The sequence below is a fragment of the Variovorax sp. DXTD-1 genome, from assembly GCF_003984625.1.
Taxonomy (GTDB): domain Bacteria; phylum Pseudomonadota; class Gammaproteobacteria; order Burkholderiales; family Burkholderiaceae_C; genus Variovorax.
Map to the genome: position 1 here is coordinate 100,183 of NZ_RWKH01000003.1, position 18,466 is coordinate 118,648.

Annotated in this window: 22 protein-coding genes; 13 read left to right on the forward strand and 9 right to left on the reverse strand. The window is 65.8% G+C overall.

Annotated elements, in window-relative coordinates; genetic code table 11:
* Positions 1 to 72: 72 nt before the first annotated feature.
* The 3 genes from EJI00_RS25015 to EJI00_RS03945 are packed head-to-tail and all read left to right on the forward strand — an operon-like array spanning position 73 to position 781.
* Positions 73 to 222, forward strand: coding sequence for a hypothetical protein (locus tag EJI00_RS25015; RefSeq protein ID WP_164547877.1), 150 nt, complete (start codon positions 73 to 75; stop codon positions 220 to 222).
* Positions 219 to 503, forward strand: a complete 285-nt coding sequence (locus tag EJI00_RS03940) for a VF530 family DNA-binding protein (protein WP_126746169.1) — start codon at positions 219 to 221, stop codon at positions 501 to 503. Before EJI00_RS25015 ends, EJI00_RS03940 begins: the two co-directional genes overlap by 4 nt.
* Positions 500 to 781 (forward strand): 2Fe-2S iron-sulfur cluster-binding protein, encoded by a 282-nt coding sequence (locus EJI00_RS03945; protein ID WP_126746170.1) that lies wholly within the window; start codon positions 500 to 502, stop codon positions 779 to 781. The genes EJI00_RS03940 and EJI00_RS03945 overlap by 4 nt, the downstream gene beginning before the upstream one ends.
* A 12-nt stretch (positions 782 to 793) precedes the next feature.
* Here EJI00_RS03945 and EJI00_RS03950 read toward each other — a convergent pair whose 3' ends face one another.
* Positions 794 to 2,092 (reverse strand): MFS transporter, encoded by a 1,299-nt coding sequence (locus EJI00_RS03950; protein ID WP_126746171.1) that lies wholly within the window; start codon positions 2,090 to 2,092, stop codon positions 794 to 796.
* Between the two features lie 86 nt (positions 2,093 to 2,178).
* On the opposite strand from EJI00_RS03950, the gene EJI00_RS03955 reads away from it, so the two are divergent.
* The gene (locus EJI00_RS03955) at positions 2,179 to 2,880 is read left to right on the forward strand and encodes an RluA family pseudouridine synthase (RefSeq protein ID WP_126746172.1); all 702 of its coding nucleotides are present in this window, start codon (positions 2,179 to 2,181) and stop codon (positions 2,878 to 2,880) included.
* On the opposite strand, the gene EJI00_RS03960 is transcribed toward EJI00_RS03955, so the two are convergent.
* The 5 genes from EJI00_RS03960 to egtB all read right to left on the reverse strand — a co-directional run bounded on the left by EJI00_RS03960 (position 2,864) and on the right by egtB (position 7,395).
* Positions 2,864 to 3,307, reverse strand: a complete 444-nt coding sequence (locus EJI00_RS03960) for a universal stress protein (RefSeq protein WP_015866434.1) — start codon at positions 3,305 to 3,307, stop codon at positions 2,864 to 2,866. The two genes, EJI00_RS03955 and EJI00_RS03960, sit on opposite strands and share 17 nt — an antisense overlap.
* Before the next feature lie 109 nt (positions 3,308 to 3,416).
* Complete coding sequence (locus EJI00_RS03965) at positions 3,417 to 4,166, reverse strand: 2OG-Fe dioxygenase family protein (RefSeq protein WP_126746173.1); 750 nt, start codon at positions 4,164 to 4,166, stop codon at positions 3,417 to 3,419.
* Positions 4,163 to 4,447 (reverse strand): DUF427 domain-containing protein, encoded by a 285-nt coding sequence (locus EJI00_RS03970; RefSeq protein WP_015866436.1) that lies wholly within the window; start codon positions 4,445 to 4,447, stop codon positions 4,163 to 4,165. Before EJI00_RS03970 ends, EJI00_RS03965 begins: the two co-directional genes overlap by 4 nt.
* 668 nt (positions 4,448 to 5,115) lie before the next feature.
* Positions 5,116 to 6,135 carry an L-histidine N(alpha)-methyltransferase gene (egtD, locus tag EJI00_RS03980; protein WP_126746174.1) on the reverse strand — a complete coding sequence of 340 codons (1,020 nt, stop codon included), beginning with the start codon at positions 6,133 to 6,135 and terminating at the stop codon, positions 5,116 to 5,118.
* Between the two features lie 3 nt (positions 6,136 to 6,138).
* Complete coding sequence (gene egtB / locus EJI00_RS03985; RefSeq protein WP_126746175.1) at positions 6,139 to 7,395, reverse strand: ergothioneine biosynthesis protein EgtB; 1,257 nt, start codon at positions 7,393 to 7,395, stop codon at positions 6,139 to 6,141.
* A gap of 168 nt (positions 7,396 to 7,563) precedes the next feature.
* Here egtB and EJI00_RS03990 point away from each other — a divergent pair, with 168 nt between their 5' ends.
* Together EJI00_RS03990 and EJI00_RS03995 are read left to right on the forward strand one after the other, a co-directional pair.
* Positions 7,564 to 8,910 (forward strand): NAD(P)/FAD-dependent oxidoreductase, encoded by a 1,347-nt coding sequence (locus tag EJI00_RS03990; RefSeq protein ID WP_126746176.1) that lies wholly within the window; start codon positions 7,564 to 7,566, stop codon positions 8,908 to 8,910.
* Positions 8,911 to 8,943: 33 nt separating this feature from the next.
* The gene (locus EJI00_RS03995; RefSeq protein ID WP_126746177.1) at positions 8,944 to 9,195 is read left to right on the forward strand and encodes a hypothetical protein; all 252 of its coding nucleotides are present in this window, start codon (positions 8,944 to 8,946) and stop codon (positions 9,193 to 9,195) included.
* A 31-nt stretch (positions 9,196 to 9,226) separates the two neighbouring features.
* Here the strand turns inward: EJI00_RS03995 and EJI00_RS04000 are convergent, their stop codons facing one another.
* Positions 9,227 to 9,763 carry a thermonuclease family protein gene (locus EJI00_RS04000; RefSeq protein ID WP_126746178.1) on the reverse strand — a complete coding sequence of 179 codons (537 nt, stop codon included), beginning with the start codon at positions 9,761 to 9,763 and terminating at the stop codon, positions 9,227 to 9,229.
* A gap of 85 nt (positions 9,764 to 9,848) precedes the next feature.
* A complete protein-coding gene (locus tag EJI00_RS04005) occupies positions 9,849 to 11,549 on the reverse strand; it encodes a long-chain fatty acid--CoA ligase (RefSeq protein WP_126746179.1) in 1,701 nt (566 codons plus the stop codon).
* A 226-nt stretch (positions 11,550 to 11,775) separates the two neighbouring features.
* Here EJI00_RS04005 and EJI00_RS04010 point away from each other — a divergent pair, with 226 nt between their 5' ends.
* The 7 genes from EJI00_RS04010 (at position 11,776) to EJI00_RS04040 (ending at position 17,342) form a co-directional block, all read left to right on the forward strand.
* Positions 11,776 to 12,216, forward strand: coding sequence for an OsmC family protein (locus tag EJI00_RS04010; RefSeq protein ID WP_126746180.1), 441 nt, complete (start codon positions 11,776 to 11,778; stop codon positions 12,214 to 12,216).
* Positions 12,217 to 12,260: 44 nt separating this feature from the next.
* Positions 12,261 to 13,238 carry a Bug family tripartite tricarboxylate transporter substrate binding protein gene (locus tag EJI00_RS04015; RefSeq protein WP_126746181.1) on the forward strand — a complete coding sequence of 326 codons (978 nt, stop codon included), beginning with the start codon at positions 12,261 to 12,263 and terminating at the stop codon, positions 13,236 to 13,238.
* Positions 13,239 to 13,646: 408 nt separating this feature from the next.
* Entirely contained in the window at positions 13,647 to 14,417 is a 771-nt protein-coding gene (locus EJI00_RS04020) for a GntR family transcriptional regulator (protein ID WP_126746182.1), read from the forward strand.
* A complete protein-coding gene (locus EJI00_RS04025; RefSeq protein ID WP_126746183.1) occupies positions 14,414 to 15,214 on the forward strand; it encodes a transporter substrate-binding domain-containing protein in 801 nt (266 codons plus the stop codon). The genes EJI00_RS04020 and EJI00_RS04025 overlap by 4 nt, the downstream gene beginning before the upstream one ends.
* 48 nt (positions 15,215 to 15,262) lie before the next feature.
* Positions 15,263 to 15,919: an amino acid ABC transporter permease gene (locus EJI00_RS04030; protein WP_126746184.1), complete on the forward strand. Its 657-nt coding sequence runs from the start codon at positions 15,263 to 15,265 to the stop codon at positions 15,917 to 15,919.
* An 18-nt stretch (positions 15,920 to 15,937) separates the two neighbouring features.
* On the forward strand, positions 15,938 to 16,591 hold the full coding sequence (locus EJI00_RS04035) for an amino acid ABC transporter permease (protein ID WP_126746185.1): 654 nt from the start codon (positions 15,938 to 15,940) through the stop codon (positions 16,589 to 16,591).
* On the forward strand, positions 16,575 to 17,342 hold the full coding sequence (locus tag EJI00_RS04040) for an amino acid ABC transporter ATP-binding protein (protein WP_126746186.1): 768 nt from the start codon (positions 16,575 to 16,577) through the stop codon (positions 17,340 to 17,342). The genes EJI00_RS04035 and EJI00_RS04040 overlap by 17 nt, the downstream gene beginning before the upstream one ends.
* A gap of 24 nt (positions 17,343 to 17,366) precedes the next feature.
* Here EJI00_RS04040 and EJI00_RS04045 read toward each other — a convergent pair whose 3' ends face one another.
* Positions 17,367 to 18,329 carry a DUF72 domain-containing protein gene (locus EJI00_RS04045; RefSeq protein ID WP_126746187.1) on the reverse strand — a complete coding sequence of 321 codons (963 nt, stop codon included), beginning with the start codon at positions 18,327 to 18,329 and terminating at the stop codon, positions 17,367 to 17,369.
* Between the last annotated feature and the right edge of the window lie 137 nt (positions 18,330 to 18,466).

Genomic DNA, 18,466 nt, shown 5'->3' on the forward strand with positions numbered 1-18,466 from the left:
ACCGGGTATTGTCGCCGCACCGCTAAACTGCTTGTTGCACACGCACCAGACACACATCAACAGGAGGTAGATATGGCCAAGGGTCAACAACGCGCGAACAAGGAAGCCAAGAAACCGAAGAAGGACACTTCGCCGCCCAAGCCCGCGGGCACCGGCGGCATCGAGCCGGTCCGCACGATCACCACCGCGGTCATTCCGCGCGGCAAGCTCAAGAACAAGTGACCGACGAAAAGCCAGCGCCCGCCAAGCCGGCCCAGCCGCGGAACCCGTTGCACGGGCTCACGCTGGAAGCCATCGTCACGGCGCTGGCCGACTACTACGGCTGGGAACAGCTCGGCCATCTCGTTCCCATCCGCTGTTTCACCTTCGAGCCGAGCGTGGGCTCCAGCCTCAAGTTCCTGCGCAAGACGCCGTGGGCACGCGAGAAGGTCGAAAGCCTTTATCTCTTCATGCTGCGCGAACAGCGCCGCGAGCAGCAGCAACAGCAACCCCCGCAGCGATGAGGGTCCGGCTCGAACCGTCGGGCCTCGGCTTCGAGGCCGAGGCCGGCACCACGCTCCTGAAGTCGGCCGAATCAGCCGGCATCGAAATGCCGAGCTCCTGCCGCAACGGCACCTGCCGCACCTGCATCTGCCAGCTGCTGTCGGGCTCGATACGCCACACCGTCGAATGGCCAGGCCTGAGCGCCGAAGAAAAGGCCGAGGGCTGGATATTGCCCTGCGTGGCCGAGGCGCAAAGCGATCTGGCAATCGAGGCGCCGAAGGCGTTTTCGGTCTTCTGAGACCGGCCCTGCTCAACTCTGCTTGACTGTCTGGGCCGGCATCGCGACCACCAGCCGGTCCCGCTGCGCGAGCGACGGGAACAGCTTGAACCAGCCCAGCGCCACCATCATGGTTCCCACGCCGCCCAGCACCACCGAGCCCACCGGCCCCAGCAGCGCGGCCGTGGCGCCCGATTCGAACTCGCCCAGCTGGTTGCTGGCGCCGATGAAGATCGAATTGACCGCACTCACCCGGCCGCGCATGGCGTCGGGCGTTTCAAGCTGCACGAGCGTCTGGCGGATCACCACGTTGACCATGTCGGCCCCGCCGGACACCGCCAGCGCAATCAGCGAAACGACGAAGCTGCGCGAAATGCCGAACACCACCATGCACAGCCCGAAGAGCCCGACGGCAATCAGCAGCGTGCGTCCGATGTGGCGCTCGATGGGCCGGCGCGTGAGCGCAATCGACATCACGAGCGCGCCCACAGCGGGCGCGCTGCGCAGCAGCCCAAGGCCCCATGGCCCGGTGTGCAGGATGTCCTTGGCGTAGATGGGCAGCAGCGCCACGGCGCCGCCCAGCAGCACCGCGAAAAGATCGAGCGAGACGGCGCCGAGCACGGGCTTGCGCTTCCAGATGAAATTGACCCCCGCGAACACCGTGGCCAGCGTGACCGGCTCGCGCGCCGCCGGGGTATGGGCATAGCGCAGCCGCAGCACCAGCACGCAGGCAATGGCAAAGCACAGCACGCTCGCGCCGTATACCAGCGCCATGCCCGCCACGAACAGCAGGCCGCCGAGCGCCGGCCCGCCGATGATTGCGCCCTGCATGCCGGCCGAGCTGAAGGCCATGGCCCGCGGCAGCATGGTGGGCGGCACCAGGAGCGGCGTCAGCGCCTGCTGCGCCGGCATCTGGAAGGCCCGCACCGCGCCGAGCACCAGCGACAGCCCCAGCAGCAGGCCGCGCGTATCGAAGCGCTGCGCCACAGCAAGCAGCAGCACCAATGCCACCACGCCCTGCACCGCAAAACAAGCCGCCACGATGCGGCCACGATGGCGGCGATCGACCACGTGGCCGGCCAGCAGCGCCAGCAGCAATGCGGGAACGAACTGGTAGAGGCCGACGAGGCCGAGATCCCAGGCGCTGCTGGTGAGTTCGTACATGTGCCAGCCGATGGCCACCAAAAGCATCTGCGACGCCGCGGTGCCGAAAAGCCGCGCCACCCACAGCTGCATGAACGGACGCTCGCGCCTGAGTTGGGCAAAGCTCGGGGGCGCGGGAACGGCGGCGGAAATGGGAGAAGGAGAGGCAGGAGAAACGGGGCCGGACATTCGTTCGAGGATAGCCGAGGCTTCATGAGCCTCGCATGAGGGCGGGCTCTCCTTCCGCCTTCTCCTCTCTACACTCTGCCGCATCCATGCCCGACACCGACCTTCTTATCGACCTCGTTCACGAAGACGCCCACCTGCTGGTGCTGAACAAGCCTGCGGGCCTGCTTTGCGTGCCGGGACGCGGCGAAGACAAGCAGGACTGCCTGAGCGCGCGCGCCATGCAGCGGTGGCCCGATGCGCTGATCGTTCACCGGCTGGACATGGCGACCAGCGGGCTCGTGCTGATGGCGCGCGGCGCCGCCATGCAGCGGGCGCTCGGCGATGCGTTTGCCAACCGGGTGGTGCACAAGCGCTACGAGGCCGTCGTCGATGGCGCCATGCCGGTGCGCGATGAATGGTCCGTCATCGATGCGCCGCTGATGGCCGATTGGCCGCGGCGCCCGTTGCAGAAGGTAGACCCCGCGGGCAAGCCGAGCGTCACGCGCTGGCGGGCGCTTTCTTCAACAGCCGATGGAGAAACTGCGGCGACGCATGTGCTGCTGGAGCCCCTCACGGGCCGCTCGCATCAGCTGCGCGTGCATCTGCTGTCTATTGGCCATCCAATCCTGGGCGATGCGCTCTATGGCAGTGCCGAGGTCCAGGCGCGCGCCCCGCGCCTGCTGCTGCATGCGAGCGAGCTGGGCTTCGTGCACCCAGCAACGCAGCAGATGCTTCGCTTTCAGAGCCAGCCGGATTTCGCTCCTCTTCTTCTTTCTTTTTCTTCTCTTTTTTCTACAGCCCGCCCTTAACCACGAGCACCGGCATCGGTGCGTCCTGGAGCACGCGCTGGGTCACGCTGCCGAGCAGCAGCTTCTCGATGCCGCTGCGGCCATGCGAGCCCATCACGATCAGGTCGGCCGCAATGGCAATGGCGGTGTCGACGATGCCTTCGTGCACCACGTGGCCGTCGATCACGCGCTGGTCGCTGTGCAGGCCTTCGGCCGCAAGCGCGGCCACGCCGCGCGCGAGCGCCGCATTGGCGCTTGCGGTGGCCGCAGCCAGGTATTCGTTCTGGCCGAGCGCGTAGTCCGCACCCACGCCAATGAAGGGATAGTTGTCGATCACGTGGATCAACGTGATGCGGCTTCCGAACGCCAGCGCCAGGCCGCTGGCCTTGCTGACCGCGAGCATGGAAGTTTCGGAGCCGTCGATCGGAACCAGGATGTGATTGAACATGGCGGACCTCACTTTCGTTCGTTCGCAGACAGGCGCGGCTCGCAACCGAACCGGGCCTCCAATTTAACCCCTTGGCCGGGGCGTGACTGTAGGACTCAAGCCAGCGGGGTCAATCCCCCTGGAAACCCTGAGCGCGGCAGGTAACCACGAGGGTGTCGCGCCAGCCGGCGGCCCCCTCCTCGGTCGGCTGGATGGGCGTGGACTCGTGGATCACGCGTGCGTCGTCGAGCAGCAGCAGCGTCCACGGCTCGGTCATGGTGAACCGCTCGCCGCGCCTTCCGTTGGCCTCGAACACGCGCGTTTCGCCGCCCTTGATTCCGCTGCGCCCCACCAGCGCCACCGCCACCAGGTCGACACCGTCGCGGTGCGCGCCTTCGGGCGTGGGCCGGCCGATGCCGCCCGCGGTGTCGATGCGGAACTGGTGCGCCTCGACAAACCACGGTAGCGCCGCGGCATTGCGCATGCCGCTTGCCGCTTCGCCCAGCCGCTGCAGCAGGCGCTGCCACACCGGCTGCGCCACCGTGGCCTCGTGCATGGGCGCAAACCAGCGCTGCATGCCGCCGTGCAGCGCGTTGTATTCGACCGGCTGCCAGTGCGCACGATGCGGCACCTGCGCAATCGCCTCGTCCTCGACGGTGAAACACGCATGGCGCCGCGTGCGGTAGCGGCCGCCGTCTTTCAGGTATTCATCCGGTGGAAGATCGTTCCAATCGGCGTGCAGTGCTTCCAGGTCACGAAGCGGCACGCCGAGCCAGTCGCTCACGCCTTGCGGGCTGAGCACTGCATAGCCCTGTTCGCGCAGCGCGGGCAGCAGTTCGGCCGGCTGGATGAACGGCGGTGCGAAGGCAGCGTTGGTCACGACGCGGTGACCTTCACGTCCTTCCAGAACGCGACGCGATCACGGATTTCTTCGGCTTCGGGCTTGGGGTCTGCGTAGTACCAGGCGGCATCGGTGTGCAGCTCCCCATTGACCAGCAGCGAGTAGTAGCTGGCCGTGCCCTTCCAGGGGCAGGTGGTCTTGTGGTTGCTGAAGGTGACGTGGTCGCGGTTCAGCGAGCTCATCGGGAAATAGTGGTTACCTTCGACGAGCACGGTGTCGTCGCTTTCGGCGATGGTGACGCCGTTCCAGGTTGCTTTCATGTGTTGCTCTCCACGGGGAAGGGATATTGTGCCCTTTGGCTTTGGGCCCGGCTTGTTGGTGGGCTTGGTTTGCTTCCCGAGGCCGGGTCTCGCCCCGGCGGGCGACTCACTTTCTTTGCTTCGCCAAAGAAAGTAAGCAAAGAAAGGCGACCCCTACTGTCTGCGTCCCCTGCGCTTCGCTACGGGGAAACCTGCGGTGCTCGACTCCGGCGGGGGTCCGCAGAACTCGCTTCGCTCAAACAGCTGCGGCCCTGATCCCGCCTCCATCTGCGCTCCTCGGCGCATACAGAAGGGGTGGGAGCGGGCAGCCGTCGCTTCGCTCGGCCCCAACACGAACAGCCAACAGCCGATACCAACCACCGCGGCGCGCAGCACCGCAGTGGCTTGGTCGCCGAGCGAAGCAAAGGCCCGTTCGGTTTCCAAGCCCCTCTGTATGCGCCGAGGAGCGCAGCGTTTCGCGGATCAGGGCCGCAGCTGTTTGAGCGAAGCGAGTTCTGCGGACCCCGCGAAACGCGAGCACCACAGGTTGCCCCGTAGCGAAGCGCAGGGGTCGCAGACAGTGGGGTCGCCTTTTCTTTGCTTACTTTCTTTTGGCGAAGCAAAAGAAAGTGAGTCGCCCGCCGGGGCGAAACCCGGCCTCGGAACACAAACCAGCTAAAGACCCAAAGTCAGGCCCCCAACCAATGCACACTAAAAAGCCTCTCAGGATCCGTCCAAACCGCCAGCGGCCGAAACCCCGCCTTCACAGCCAGCGCCCGCAACCCATCCACAGTGAACTTGTGCGAGTACTCGGTATGAATCGTCTCCCCTTCCTCGAACCCGAACCGCTCACCGTGCAGTGAAACAGCCTGGTCCCGACGGCTCACCAAGTGCATCTCGATCCGCTGTCTCGGCGCGTTGTAGAACGCCGAATGCGCAAAGCCATCAAGGTCAAAGTCGGCATCGAGCTCGGCATTGGCGCGCCGCAGCAAATTCAGGTTGAACGCAGCCGTCACCCCTTGCGCATCGTTGTACGCCGCATGCAGACGAGCCGGGTCCTTCACCAGGTCGACGCCGATCAGCAGCCCGCCTCCTCGCAGCATCCGCGCCGCAAGCTGCAGAAAAGCCAGCGCCTCTTCAGGCTCGAAATTTCCGATCGTCGAGCCCGGAAAAAACCCGACGCGTTTGCCCGCGCCGGGCATCGGCGCCGGCAGTACCAGCGGCATGGTGTAGTCCGCCGCAATCGGCTGCACCACCAGTTCGGGGTAGTCGGCCTTCAGCCGTGCGGCGGCGGCCTGCAGGTGTTCGCCCGAAATGTCGATGGGCAAATAGCGCTTGGGCGCCTCGAGCGCATCCAGCAGCAGCCGCACCTTGGTCAGGGAGCCGGCACCGAACTCCACGATCTCGGCACCGGGGCCGATCTGCTCGGCGATCTCCCCGGCGCATTCGCCGAGGATGCGCAGCTCGGTTCGCGTCGGGTAGTACTCCGGCAACTCGCAGATGCGGTCGAACAGCTGCGAACCGGCCGCGTCGTAAAAAAACTTGGGTGAAATGCTGCGCGGCTTGCGCGCAAGGCCCGCCAGCATCGCACGGCCGAATTCGCAGAGCGGCTCGCTCGTTGCCGCTGCGGCGGTGGCTGGCGCCGCGGGCTTACGCTGCTGTTGTGCGGCGGCGAACGAGAAGGAGGACGAGGATGTTGGATTGCGCATGATTCAGACGTCTTTTGCGAGCCTTAGCCCCGAGAACTGCCAGCGCGCCGCCGGCGGAAAGAAGTTGCGGTAGCTGGGCCGCGTGTGCCCAACCGGGGTGGCCACGCTGCCACCGCGCAACACCAGTTGACCCACCATGAACTTGCCGTTGTATTCGGCGGCAATACCGGGCATGGGCCTGAAACCGGGATACGGGTCGTACGACGAACGCGTCCACTGCCAGACGTGGCCGGTCATCTGCGAGATGCCGGGGGCGTCGAAGGCGGCCTCCCACTCGAACTCGGTGGGCAGCCGCGCGCCGGCCCATTCGGCATACGCGGCGGCTTCATAAAAACTCAGCTGCGAGACGGGCGCATCGGCTTCCATGGGCCGCACGCCGTGCAGGCCGAACACTTGCCAGCCGCCCTGGTGCTGCTGCGGGCCGAGCCGCGGATCGTCGGGCGCGAGCCAATAAGCCGGGTGCTGCCAGCCCTGCGCCTGCACCGCGGCCCAGCCGTCGGACAGCCAGAGTTCGGGCCGCTTGTAGCCCCCGTCGGCAACGAACTGGGCGTAGTCGCCGCAATTCACCAGCCGGTCGGCAATGGCATAGGGCTGCAGCAGCGCGGCATGGCGCGGCGTTTCGTTGTCGAAGGCAAAACCCAGCTGCGGCCCCTCATGGCCGACCTGGACCACCCCGCCCGTCTGCGGCAGCCAGCGCATGGCCGGCGGCACAGCGGCCAGTCGCAGGGCCGGACCCGCTGCCGACTTGTAGGCGGGCAGCAGCGGGTTGCATGACAGCACATGAAGAATGTCGGTGAGCAACAGCTCCTGGTGCTGCTGCTCGTGGTTGAGGCCCAGCGTGACGATGGGCTCGATGGCGGCCCAGTCCTGCTCGCCGATGTCGCGGTCGAGCAAGGCGAGCACCGCCTCGTCGACGTGGCTGCGATAGGCATGCACCTCGTCCACCGAGGGGCGCGTGAGCAGCCCGCGCTGCGGCCGCGGGTGGCGCGGGCCGAGCGCCTCGTAATACGAGTTGAAGAGGTAGTGAAAGCGCACGTCGAAGGGCCGATAGCCCGCGGCGTGAGGCTGGAGCAGCACGGTCTCGAAGAACCACGTGGTGTGCGCAAGATGCCACTTGGTGGGGCTTGCATCAGGCATCGACTGGATGCACTGGTCTTCGGCGGACAGCGGCGCGGCGAGCGCCAGGCTGGCAGCTCGCACTTCGCGGAACTTGTCGCGCAATGCGCTCGCCGCCTGGGTGATCGGCCGGGAAAGCGTCATGGAGTCTCCAGTCGGGTCAGCCGCTCGTTGTAGCCGATTCGTATTGCCGCTGCACGTAGGACAAGTTCTCGCCCTGGCTCTCTTGCGGCGGGGGCGTCAAATCGGTGGGGGCAGCCACTTTGGCACAAGACGCGCCGGCGTGCAGGGCGGCTGCGTATCATCCGTTCGATGCAAACGAACAACGCCTCCGCCCGCCCCCACGTCGTCATCGTCGGTTGCGGTTTCGGCGGGCTCGAAGCGGCCCGCAGGCTCGACAGCGCCGACGTGGACGTGACGGTGATCGAGAAAACCAATCACCACCTGTTCCAGCCCCTGCTTTACCAGGTGGCAACCGCCGGGCTGGCCGCGCCGTCGATCGCGGCGCCGGTGCGCGCCCTCTTCCGCAAGCAGCCGCGCATCACCACGCTGCTCGGCGAAGTGAGCGCCATCGACGCGGCAGCCCGCGCGGTCCAGCTGACCAACGGCAGCCGGGTGAGCTACGACCACCTGATCGTCGCGGCCGGCGCCACGCACAGCTATTTCGGCCACGACGAATGGGCGCCCCTCGCGCCGGGCCTCAAGACGCTGGCCGATGCGTTCGAGATCCGCCGGCGCGTGCTGATGTCGTTCGAGGCGGCCGAAACCGCCACCGACCCGCAGCGCCGCCGCGCGCTGCTGACCTTCGTGGTGATCGGCGCCGGGCCGACCGGCGTCGAAATGGCCGGCACCCTGGCCGAAATTGCCAAGCACACCCTTTCCGGGGAGTTCCGCCACATCGATCCGGGCAGCGCGCAGGTGCTGCTGGTCGAAGGCGGCCCGCGCGTGCTGCAGGCCATGCCCGAGAGCCTGAGCCAGAAGGCGCTGGAGCAGCTTGAAAAACTCGGCGTCGAAGTGCGGCTCAATGCGCGCGTGACCGCCATCGACGCCAACGGACTCGAAGTGCAGTCAGGCGGCGGCGCGGACGGCGCACCGGCCACCAGCTACCGCATCGAGAGCAGTTGCGTGGTGTGGGCAGCGGGCGTTGCGGCCTCGCCGCTCGGCCGCATGCTGGGCGAAGCGACCGGCGCCGAATGCGATCGCGCGGGCCGCATCAAGGTCGAGCCCGACCTGAGCCTGGCCGGCCACCCGGAAATCAGCGTGGTCGGTGACCTTGCGGCCGCCATGAGCTACGCGCCCGGCAAGCCGCCCAAGCCCGTGCCGGGCGTGTCGCCCGGTGCCAAGCAGATGGGCCGCGCCGCCGCCTCGAACATTCTTCGCCGCATTGCCGGCACGCCCACAGTGCCCTTTCGCTACCGCGACTACGGCAACCTCGCGACCATCGGCCGCAACTCGGCGGTCGTCGACCTGGGCACGCCCTTCGGTCCGTTGCGCTTCAGCGGGCGGCTCGCATGGCTCTTCTGGCTGTTTGCGCACGCGTACTTCCTGATCGGCTTTCGCAACCGCATCGTCGTGATGATGGACTGGGCCAGCGCCTACTGGAGCTTCCAGCGCAACGCGCGCGTGGTGGCTGACGTGCAGGGCAAGAGCGAGTCTTAGCCAGCCGCAAAAGCCGCAAGGGCTTCGCCTGACATGTCATTGACCCTGTGGATTGCCCTGCATGCACTCGACGCGGTGTTCTGGCTGTGGGTCTTGCGCTGGGGCGGCGCTACATGGCTCGAAGGCACCTTTGCCTCGGGCTTTCTGGTCAGCATCTTCGCGCCGCGCTGGAGCGCTGAAGGCCTTCGCATGTTCGCGCTCTTGATGCTGGTGGTGTGCGCCATCAGTTTTCTCGCAGGTGTTTTGGTGCCCTCGCTGCGCTGCTTTTATGGGGGCGCCTGCTGAGGCGCTGTTCCGACGGCTTCTCTCGAACAGCTCAGAACAGAAAGTCGTTCGACGATGCGGTCTCGCGCTGGCGCCGCCGCCACTCCCACGGCGCAGTCGGCTTGGCACCGGCCCACAGGCCCAGGCGCTGTGCACGCGCGCTTTCCTGCAGCTTGAACAATCCGCCGCCGCGCCGCGTGGCGATGCCGTTGAAGTCGTACACCCAGGCCCACCCTTCGGCCACCATCCGCGTTCCGGCGTCCTGGCCGTCGCAGTTCACGTCGGCCACCGTGCGGCCGTAGCGGTCGGTGTCGCGTTCGGTGATCACGGCCTGCTCGAAGTAGCACAGGCGGCTGAGGGCCTGCCTGCTGCGCTGTCCGTAGGGCTGGGCTCGTTCCGGCGCGTCGATGGCGGCGATGCGCACCTTCACTTCCTCGTAGGAGCCGAAGCGCCCGCAGCGGGCCGTGAGCGTGTCGCCGTCGCTGATGCCCACGACGAGACAGGTTCGCGGCGTGGCCGCGTGCGACAACTGGGGCGAAAGCAGGGGCAGGAGCGCGAGGCAGACGGCGGCGAGAGAACGCAAACGCATGGAGCAGAGAGAGAAAAGGAACGTGGCGGAGAAAGCCACGGATTCTCGTTGCGAACTGCCCCGGCCCCCGCCCACGAACCCGCTGTTACGCGACAGTCTCGTTCTCGTCTTCCTGCAGCAGCCGCCACATCACCTTGCCGCTGCCGCTCTTGGGCAGCGCGTCGACGAACTGCACCTTGCGCGGAATCTTGTAGACGGCCATGTTCTCGCGGCACCAGTCGATGATTTCCTGCTCGGTGGTGTTCTTGTGCGTGGCGCGCAGCACCACCACCGCCTTGACCGATTCGCCGCGGTAGCTGTCCCTGGTGGAGATGACGCAGGCCTCCTGGATGGCGGGGTGGCGGAACATCAGCAGCTCGACCTCGGCGGGCCACACCTTGAAGCCGCTCGCGTTGATCATGCGCTTGAGCCGGTCGGTGATGAAGAAATAGCCGTCCTCGTCCATGCGGCCCATGTCGCCTGAGCGGAAGAAGCGCTTGCCCTCGAATTCGACAAAAGCCGCCTTCGTCGCGTCAGGCCGTTTCCAGTAGCCCTGGAACACCTCCGGGCCATGGATGATGATCTCGCCCGATTCACCGACGGGCATTTCGGCCAGCGTGTCGGGGTCGACCACGCGCGCATCGGTGCTCATGAAGGGGATGCCCAAGCACTGCTGCTTGGGGTGGTCCGACGGGTTGGTGTGCGACGGCGCCGCGGTTTCGGTAAGGCCGTAGCCCTCCTGGTACTTGAGGCCGTATTGCTCGAACAGGCGCTGCGCCACGGCCTGCGGCATGGCGGCGCCGCCGCCGCCGATGTGCGTGATGCTCGACAAGTCGTAGCTCGCAAAGTTGGGGCTGGCCATGAGGTCGATCACCATGGTCGGGATGTTGGTCCAGCTCGTGACCCTCCAGCGCGAGATGAGCCGCCCTGCCACCTCGCGGTCCCAGCGCGGCATGATGACCAGCGTGCCCGCCGCAAGGATGGAGGTGTGCATCATGCTCACCACGCCGGTAATGTGGAACATGGGCACCACGGCCAGCACCACCGCTTCGGACGTGGCTTGGCCCCAGAGCTGGCCGGCCACCGCGTTGTGCATGAGGCTCGAATGGTGATGCACGCAACCTTTGGGAAGACCCGTGGTGCCGCTGGTGTAGGGCAGCAGTGCCATGTCGTTGGCGCCCACCGCATGCTCGGGCGCCGCGTGGCCGGCCGCCAGCGCATCGGTCCAGGCCATGGCCTTGCCTTGCGCCAGTTCGGGCAGCGGGTGGCGGGTGGTGAGCCACTCTTTCCATGCCGGCGCGGGCGCGTCGTCGCCGTTTGCATCGGCGTCGAAGGCGTCGGTGAACTGGGTCACGATGAGGTGGTCGAGCTGCTGTTCGGGCGGCAGCGCGTTGCTGGCCTTGGCCAGCTCGCCGGCCAGGTCGCCGGTGGTGATGGCCACCTTCGCATCGGGGTCGACGATGTAGTGCTTGAGCTCTTCGGCCCGGTTCATCGGGTTGACCGGCACCACCACGGCGTTGGCGCGCAGGATCGCGAAATGCGCGATCACCAGCTGCGGGCAGTTCTGCATATTGAGCACCACCCGGTCGCCGCGCTTGACGCCCAGCGCATGCAGCGTGCCTGCCAGGCGCTCGACCTGGCCGGCGAATTCGCGGTAGCTCATCACGCGGCCGAAGAACACGAGCGCGGCCTTGTCGGGGTAGCGCGCCGCCGAGGTCGCGAGGTTGTGCCACAGCGAGGTGGCGGGAACAGTGATCGAATGCGGGAGGCGCTTGGGCCAGAACTTGTGGTGCGGGCGTTGTTGCATGGTCAAGGCAGACGGACGAAGGAGGGAAAGGAAAAAAGCAGCCCGCAGCCTAAGCCGCCCCGGCCGCGGCTCCCATCGGGGAAGCCCCCCGGAGCGTCACCTTGGTGACGCCCATTCTTCGCACTTTGGACATACCGCGCACGCGCCGTGCGACTACAGACACGGCGGGCTTTTCAGGTGATACCTGTCGGTCCCTCCATCCATCCACCGCAAAGAAGGAACTCTCATGGCAGCAGACAAGCACGCAAGCGTTCACTGGGAAGGCGCCGGCAAGACCGGCAAGGGCCAGATCAGCACCGAGACCGGCGCCCTCAAGGACTACCCCTACGGCTTCGCGAGCCGCTTCGAGGACGACAAGCGAGGCACCAATCCCGAGGAGATCGTCGGCGCAGCCCACGCGGCCTGCTTCACGATGGCCTTTGCCTTCGCGCTCGAGAAAGAAGGCTTCACGGCCACCAAGGTCGACACCAGAGCCGCCGTGCGGTTGGCCAAGGACGGCGAGGGCTTCAAGATCGACCGCATCGCGCTCGAGCTCGACGCCACCGTGCCCAATCTGGAAGAAGCCAAGTTCCAGCAGATCGCAGCCGCTGCCAAGGCGGGCTGCCCGCTGTCGAAGGCGCTGGCCAGCGTGCCGGAGATCACGTTGAAGGCGACGCTGGCGGGCTAGCGCTGCTGCTTATGATCGTCTCCACTAAAAAGAGGAGACGATCCATGGCTCACCCCGTCCGCGCCGCCATCCTGGCGGCTTTTTCCATCGCGTCATTCGGCGCGGCCGCCCCAGCCCTGGCCGCCTATCCCGACAAGCCAATCAAGGTCGTCATCGGATTTCCGGCCGGCGGCCCTCTGGACCAGCATGCACGCCTGCTGACCGACAAGCTTCAGGCCGTGCTCGGCCAGCCACTGATCGTCGACTACAAGCCCGGCGCGGGCGGCTCGGTTGGTGCGGACGCCGTCGCCAAGAGCCCGGCCGACGGCTACACGCTCATGCTGGCCAACACCGGCGTGGCGGTGATCAATGGCGCGCTCTACAGCAAGCTGCCCTACAACACGCAGCGCGACTTCGTTCCCATTGCGCGCACCGCAATGCAGCCGCTGGCCCTGCTGGTCACGCCAAAGCTGCCGGTGCAGAACCTCAAGCAGTTCGTGGACTATGCCAAGGCGCGGCCCGGCCAGGTCAACTACGGCTCGGCCGGCAATGGCGGCATCAGCCACCTGGTGCCAGAGATGTTCAAGACGGCAACGGGCATCTTCATGGTGCACATCCCCTACCGCGGCAGCGCCCCGGCGTTTACCGACCTGATGGGCGGTCAAGTGCAGTTCATGGCCGAGTCGATTCCGCAGGCCGCCAACTATCACAAGCAGGGCAAGGTCCGCGCCCTGGCCGTGACCAGCCGCGAGCGCAACCCGGCGCTGCCCGATGTACCGACGGTCATCGAATCGGGAATCAAGGGTTTCGAGGTGGTGGGCTTCTACGGTTTCTTCGCCCCGAAGGACACACCCAAGGACGTGGTCGCAAGGTTGAGCGATGCGTTCAAGCAGGTGCTGACCAGCCCCGAGGTGCGCGACCGCATGGTGAGTCAGGGGGCAGACCCGGCCTATCTGGGGAGCGAAGATTTCGCGCGCTTTCTTGCCACCGAGACGCCGCGCTGGGACAAGGCGGTGAAGGCTTCGGGCGCTCGGATGGATTGATTTCGCGGGTTCGGTGTAGGGTGTCGCTGGCGGGTTCAGTTCAGGGCGTGTGCAAAGGCCACCGGGTACTCCCCTCCGCGAATGTCCCCCGGGGCTGCGCCCCTCCTCCTTTATTTCGCTGCGCGGAGCACCCGATGCCCTGTGCACTGGGGCACGCTCGTGGTGTACCGCTGATCAACGACTGCTCCTTACAACGCACCCGCTGGCGGGGTGCCTTGCGCAGCGAAATAAAGGAGGAGGCCGCAGGCCGGGGGACATTCGCGGAGAAAGGTACCCCGTCGGCAGGCGCGCCGCCCCGGACAGCGGCGCCCAAACAAGCGCCACGCACCACCGGCATGCAGCGCAAACCCATTTCGGTGCACATATCTTGCATACCAGTTGGCACAAAAGCTGCTGGTATGCAGACCAATGTCTACATCCGCATCCGAAATCAGTGCACGCATCGTAGAAGCGGTGATGGCGCAGAAGCTCGCCCCAGGTTCGCGCCTGGGCGAACAGCAGTTGGCCATGCTCTTCGATTGCAGCCGCACCATAGTGCGCGAAGCCCTCACCCGCCTGGCAGCGCGCGGCATCGTGACGGTGAGCGCGCGGCGCGGCTGGTTCGTCATTGAACCTTCGCAGGAAGAAGCGCGCGAAGCCTTCGAGGCGCGCCGCGTCATCGAGCTTGGCCTGATCCGAAGTACGGGCAGCACCGGCAAGATCGACAAGACCGCGCTGCGCCAGTTGAAGGCGCACCTTCAACGTGAAAAGGCGGCGCTGAAGGAAAGCGACGTCGGGAACCGCAGCTTTCTTCTGGGCGACTTTCATGTGTGCCTGGCCGAATGCCTGGGCAACACGCTGCTGGCCGACACGCTGCGCGACTTCACCGCGCGCACCACGCTGATCGCCATGCTCTATCAAAGCACGCACGACGCAGTGCAGTCGTGCGAAGACCACGTGCAGATCGTTGCCGCACTCGAACGGGGCGACCACGCCGCCGCCGAAGCCCTGATGGCCGCGCACATCGGCACGGTGCAGTCAGCGCTGCGTGTGCAGGCGCCGACCGATCCGCTCGCGCAACTGCGCGACGCGCTGGCGCCGCTGCAACAGAACACCGCGGCCAAGCCAAGGCGGCGCAAGGCGGCCGCGTCTTCTCCCAATGACACCGATTCTTCGACTTACCTAGGAGCCCTGCTATGACTTTCTCTTCGTCCAAACGCCACCTCGCGCTCGCGCTTGCTTCCGTTGCCATGCTGGCCGCGGCTGGCACCGCCCAGGCCCAGAACGCCCTGGACAACGTGCTGAAGGCCAAGACCATCAAGATCGCCGTGCCGACCGACTACCCGCCGTACGGCTCGGTCGACAAGAACATGAAGCCCCAGGGCCTGGACGTTGAAATGGCCGAGCTCATTGCCGCCAAGCTGGGCGTGAAGGTCGAGCTGGTGCCCGTGACCAGCGCCAATCGCATTCCCTACCTGCAGACCCGCAAGGCCGACCTCGTGATCTCCACGCTGGGCAAGAACGCCGAGCGCGAGAAGGTGATCGAGTTCTCTGCCGCCTACGCCCCCTTCTTCCAGGCCGTGTATGCAGCCAAGAGCATGAAGCTCACCAGCTTTGCCGACATGGTCGGCAAGACCGTGGCCGTGACGCGCGGCGCAATGGAAGACCAGGAGCTGAACAAGGTGGCGCCGCCGAATGTCGACTACCGCCGCTTCGAGGACAACAACGCGACCATCGCCGCCTTCGTGGCCGGCCAGACGCAAACCCTTGCAACCAGCGCGGCGGTGGCGGGCGACATGCTCGCCAAGAACCCGAAGGTGAACGCCGAGTTCAAGCTGCTGCTGAAAGACAGCCCCTGCTTCATCGGCATTGCCAAGGGCGAGACCGCATTGAAGGCCAAGGTCAACGAGATCATTGCCGCTGCCAAGAAAGACGGCACGCTGGACACGATGTCTAAGAAGTGGCTCGGCAAGGCCGCCGGCGACCTGCCCGTCTGATCGGCCACCGCTGAACCCCACGAGTAAAGAAGAGAAGAAGGCGCGCCCATGGAATTCGACTTCGGTGCAGTTCTTGTCGATTGGCGGCTGCTCGCCAAAGGGGTGGCCTGGACGGTCGGCCTCACGGCCATTGCCACCCTCATCGGCATGGCCGTGGGCGTGGCCTGCGCCTGGGCGCGCGCCAGCGGGCCCGCGTGGCTTCGCTGGCTGGTCGGCAGCTATGTGGAGCTGATCCGCAACACGCCCTTCATCGTGCAGCTGTTCTTCATCTTCTTCGGGCTGCCGGCTGCGGGCGTCAAACTCACCCCGGAGACGGCGTCGATCATTGCGATGGTGCTGAACCTCGGCGCCTACGCCACCGAAATCATTCGCGCCGGCATCGAGGCCACGCCCAAGGGACAGATCGAAGCGGCCGTGAGCCTGGCGCTCGACAAGGTGCAGGTGTTCACCCGCGTCATCTTGCCGCCGGCACTCAAGAAGGTATGGCCCGCCATGGTCAGCCAGATCATCATCGTGATGCTGGGCTCCGCGGTGTGCGGACAGATTTCCACCGAAGAGCTGAGCTACGCGGCCAACCTGATCCAGAGCCGGAACTTCCGCGCCTTCGAGGCCTTCATCGTCGCCACACTGGTGTACCTGGCGCTCGCCGTGGGCCTGCGCCGGCTGCTCAACTGGGCCGGGCCAAGATTTTTCTTCGGCCGCTGAAAGAAGAGGGAAAAACATATGGTCGATTTTTCTCTCTGGGACATCCTGCGCAACCTGCTCATGGCGCTGCGCTGGACTGTCGTGCTTTCGCTCATCGCCTTTGTCGGCGGCGGGCTGGTGGGCGGCCTGTTGCTGTTCCTGCGCTTGGGCGGCGGCAGCATCATGAACCGGGGCGTCGGCTTGTACGTGCAGCTTTTCCAGGGCACGCCGCTGCTCATGCAGCTGTTTCTTGCCTACTTCGGCATTGCGCTGTTCGGTGTCGATGTGTCTGCCTGGACCGCGGCCAGCGTGGCGCTCACGCTCTACACCAGCGCCTTTCTCACCGAAATATGGCGTGGCTGCGTGGCCTCCATTCCCAAGGGGCAATGGGAGGCTTCGGGCAGCCTGGCGCTGAGCTTTGCCGAGCAGATGCGCCATGTGATCCTGCCGCAGGCCGTGAAGATCGCCATTGCGCCGACGGTGGGCTTTCTGGTGCAGGTGATCAAGGGCACGGCGCTCGCCTCGGTGATCGGCTTTGTCGAGCTCACCAAGGCAGGCAGCATGATTTCGAACGCCACCTTCCAGCCCTTTGTGGTGTTCAGCTGCGTGGCGCTGCTTTACTTTGTGCTGTGCTTCCCGGTAAGCCTGTACGCCAAGAACCTCGAGAGGAAATCCCATGGCCGCCATGCTTGAAACCCAGGCTTCCGCCGCGCCGATCGTGCGCGTGACCGCGCTGCGCAAATCGTACGGTGCCAACGAAGTGCTCAAGGGCATCGACCTTGAAGTGAAGCGCGGCGAGGTCATCGCCATCATCGGCAAGAGCGGCTCGGGCAAGAGCACGCTGCTGCGCTGCATCAACGGGCTTGAGGCGTTCCAGGAAGGCTCGCTCACGGTCGACGGCAAGCCCTTGCTGCACGAGAGCGCCATGGCCATGCGCGAGCTGCGGCAGCGCGTGGGCATGATCTTCCAGAGCTTCAACCTTTTTCCGCACCTCACCGTCGGCAAGAACGTGATGCTCGCGCCCACGCTGGTGAAAAAGCGCAGCAGCATGGAAGCGGCCTCGCAAGCGCGCAAGCTGCTCGACCGCGTGGGCCTGGCCGAAAAGTTCGACGCCATGCCCGACCAGCTTTCGGGCGGCCAGCAGCAGCGCGTGGCCATTGCACGCGCGCTGGCGATGGAGCCGGCGGTGTTGCTGTGCGACGAAATCACTTCCGCGCTCGACCCCGAGCTGGTCGGCGACGTGCTGCGCGTGGTGGAGTCGCTGGCCGATGAAGGAATGACGCTCCTGATGGTCACGCACGAGATGAGCTTTGCGCGCAAGGTGAGCGACCGCCTGATCTTCATGCACCAGGGCCGCGTGCATGAGATGGGGCCGCCGGCGGAACTGTTCGGCAATCCGCAGACGCCCGAACTGAAGCAGTTTCTCTCGTCGTTGCACGACTAAGGCGACCGAGGCGGAAAGCTTTCGCTACTTGCGGGCCCGCGCCTTCGTACGCTTGCCCACAACCATTCCGGGTGGCGGATCGAAGTTGTCGTCGGGCCCGATTCCGGTCTCCAGGCCGAGCCGGGCTGCCAGGTGCGCGGCATCGTACGGCGCATGCACCTTCACGTCGTTGTCGAAGTAGCAGTACACGTCGCGCCCCTTCTTGCGGGACAGCAGGCGCGAGGGTTCGGCCACCCTTGCGTCCTTGACCTGCCGCCCGTTGCGCCAGGCATCGATGCGCTCGGCCCAGCGATCGAGTGCCTCGTCGCTGTAGCCGCTCGCGTAGAGCTCCTTGTCGCCGTGCAGCCGCATGTAGACGAAATCGGCGCAAAGATCTTCGAGCAGGGGCCAGCGCCCCGCGGTATCGGCGACGACCAGCGCAACCCCGTGCCGGCGCAGCATTGCAATGAAGCCTGGATTTTCGAAGCTCGCATGCCGCACCTCCATCGCATGCCGGATTTGCAGCTTTGCGGGCACCTTCAGAAACGCGCGATCGTCGCCCAGTTTTTCGTTGTGCTGCCGCGCCAGCGCAAGGGCGGACCGGCCGTCCTTTGGCAATAGCGCCAGAAACTCCTCGAGCCGATCGGCGTTGTAGACGAAGGACGGTGGCAACTGCCACAAAATCGGCCCCAGCTTGGCCCGTAACGCGAACACGCCCGACGCAAAGAAATTGGCCAGCGCGGTACGCGGCTCCTTGAGCCGCAGGTTGTGCGTGATGTAGCGCGGCCCCTTCACCGCGAAAACAAAACCGTCGGGCGTCGCGTCGTGCCACGCCTGGTACGACACGGGGCGCTGCAGCGAATAGAACGAGCCGTTGATCTCGATGGTGGGGAGCATGCGCGAAGCAAAGTCGAGCTCGAGGCGCTGCGCCAGGCCTTTCGGGTAAAAACGGCCCCGCCATGGCGCATAGCGCCAGCCAGAAATCCCGATTCGCGTCGCGCCCTGCATTGTTGATTTTTTCCGCTTAAGCCTTGAACGTGTCTCGCATGGCGCGGCCCCGGCATAGGAAATTTGCCTGTTCGCATAGCAGCGCGGGGAACGGAACCATGCAGGCTGTGGCAAGCTCCGAGGAGTATGGAAACCTG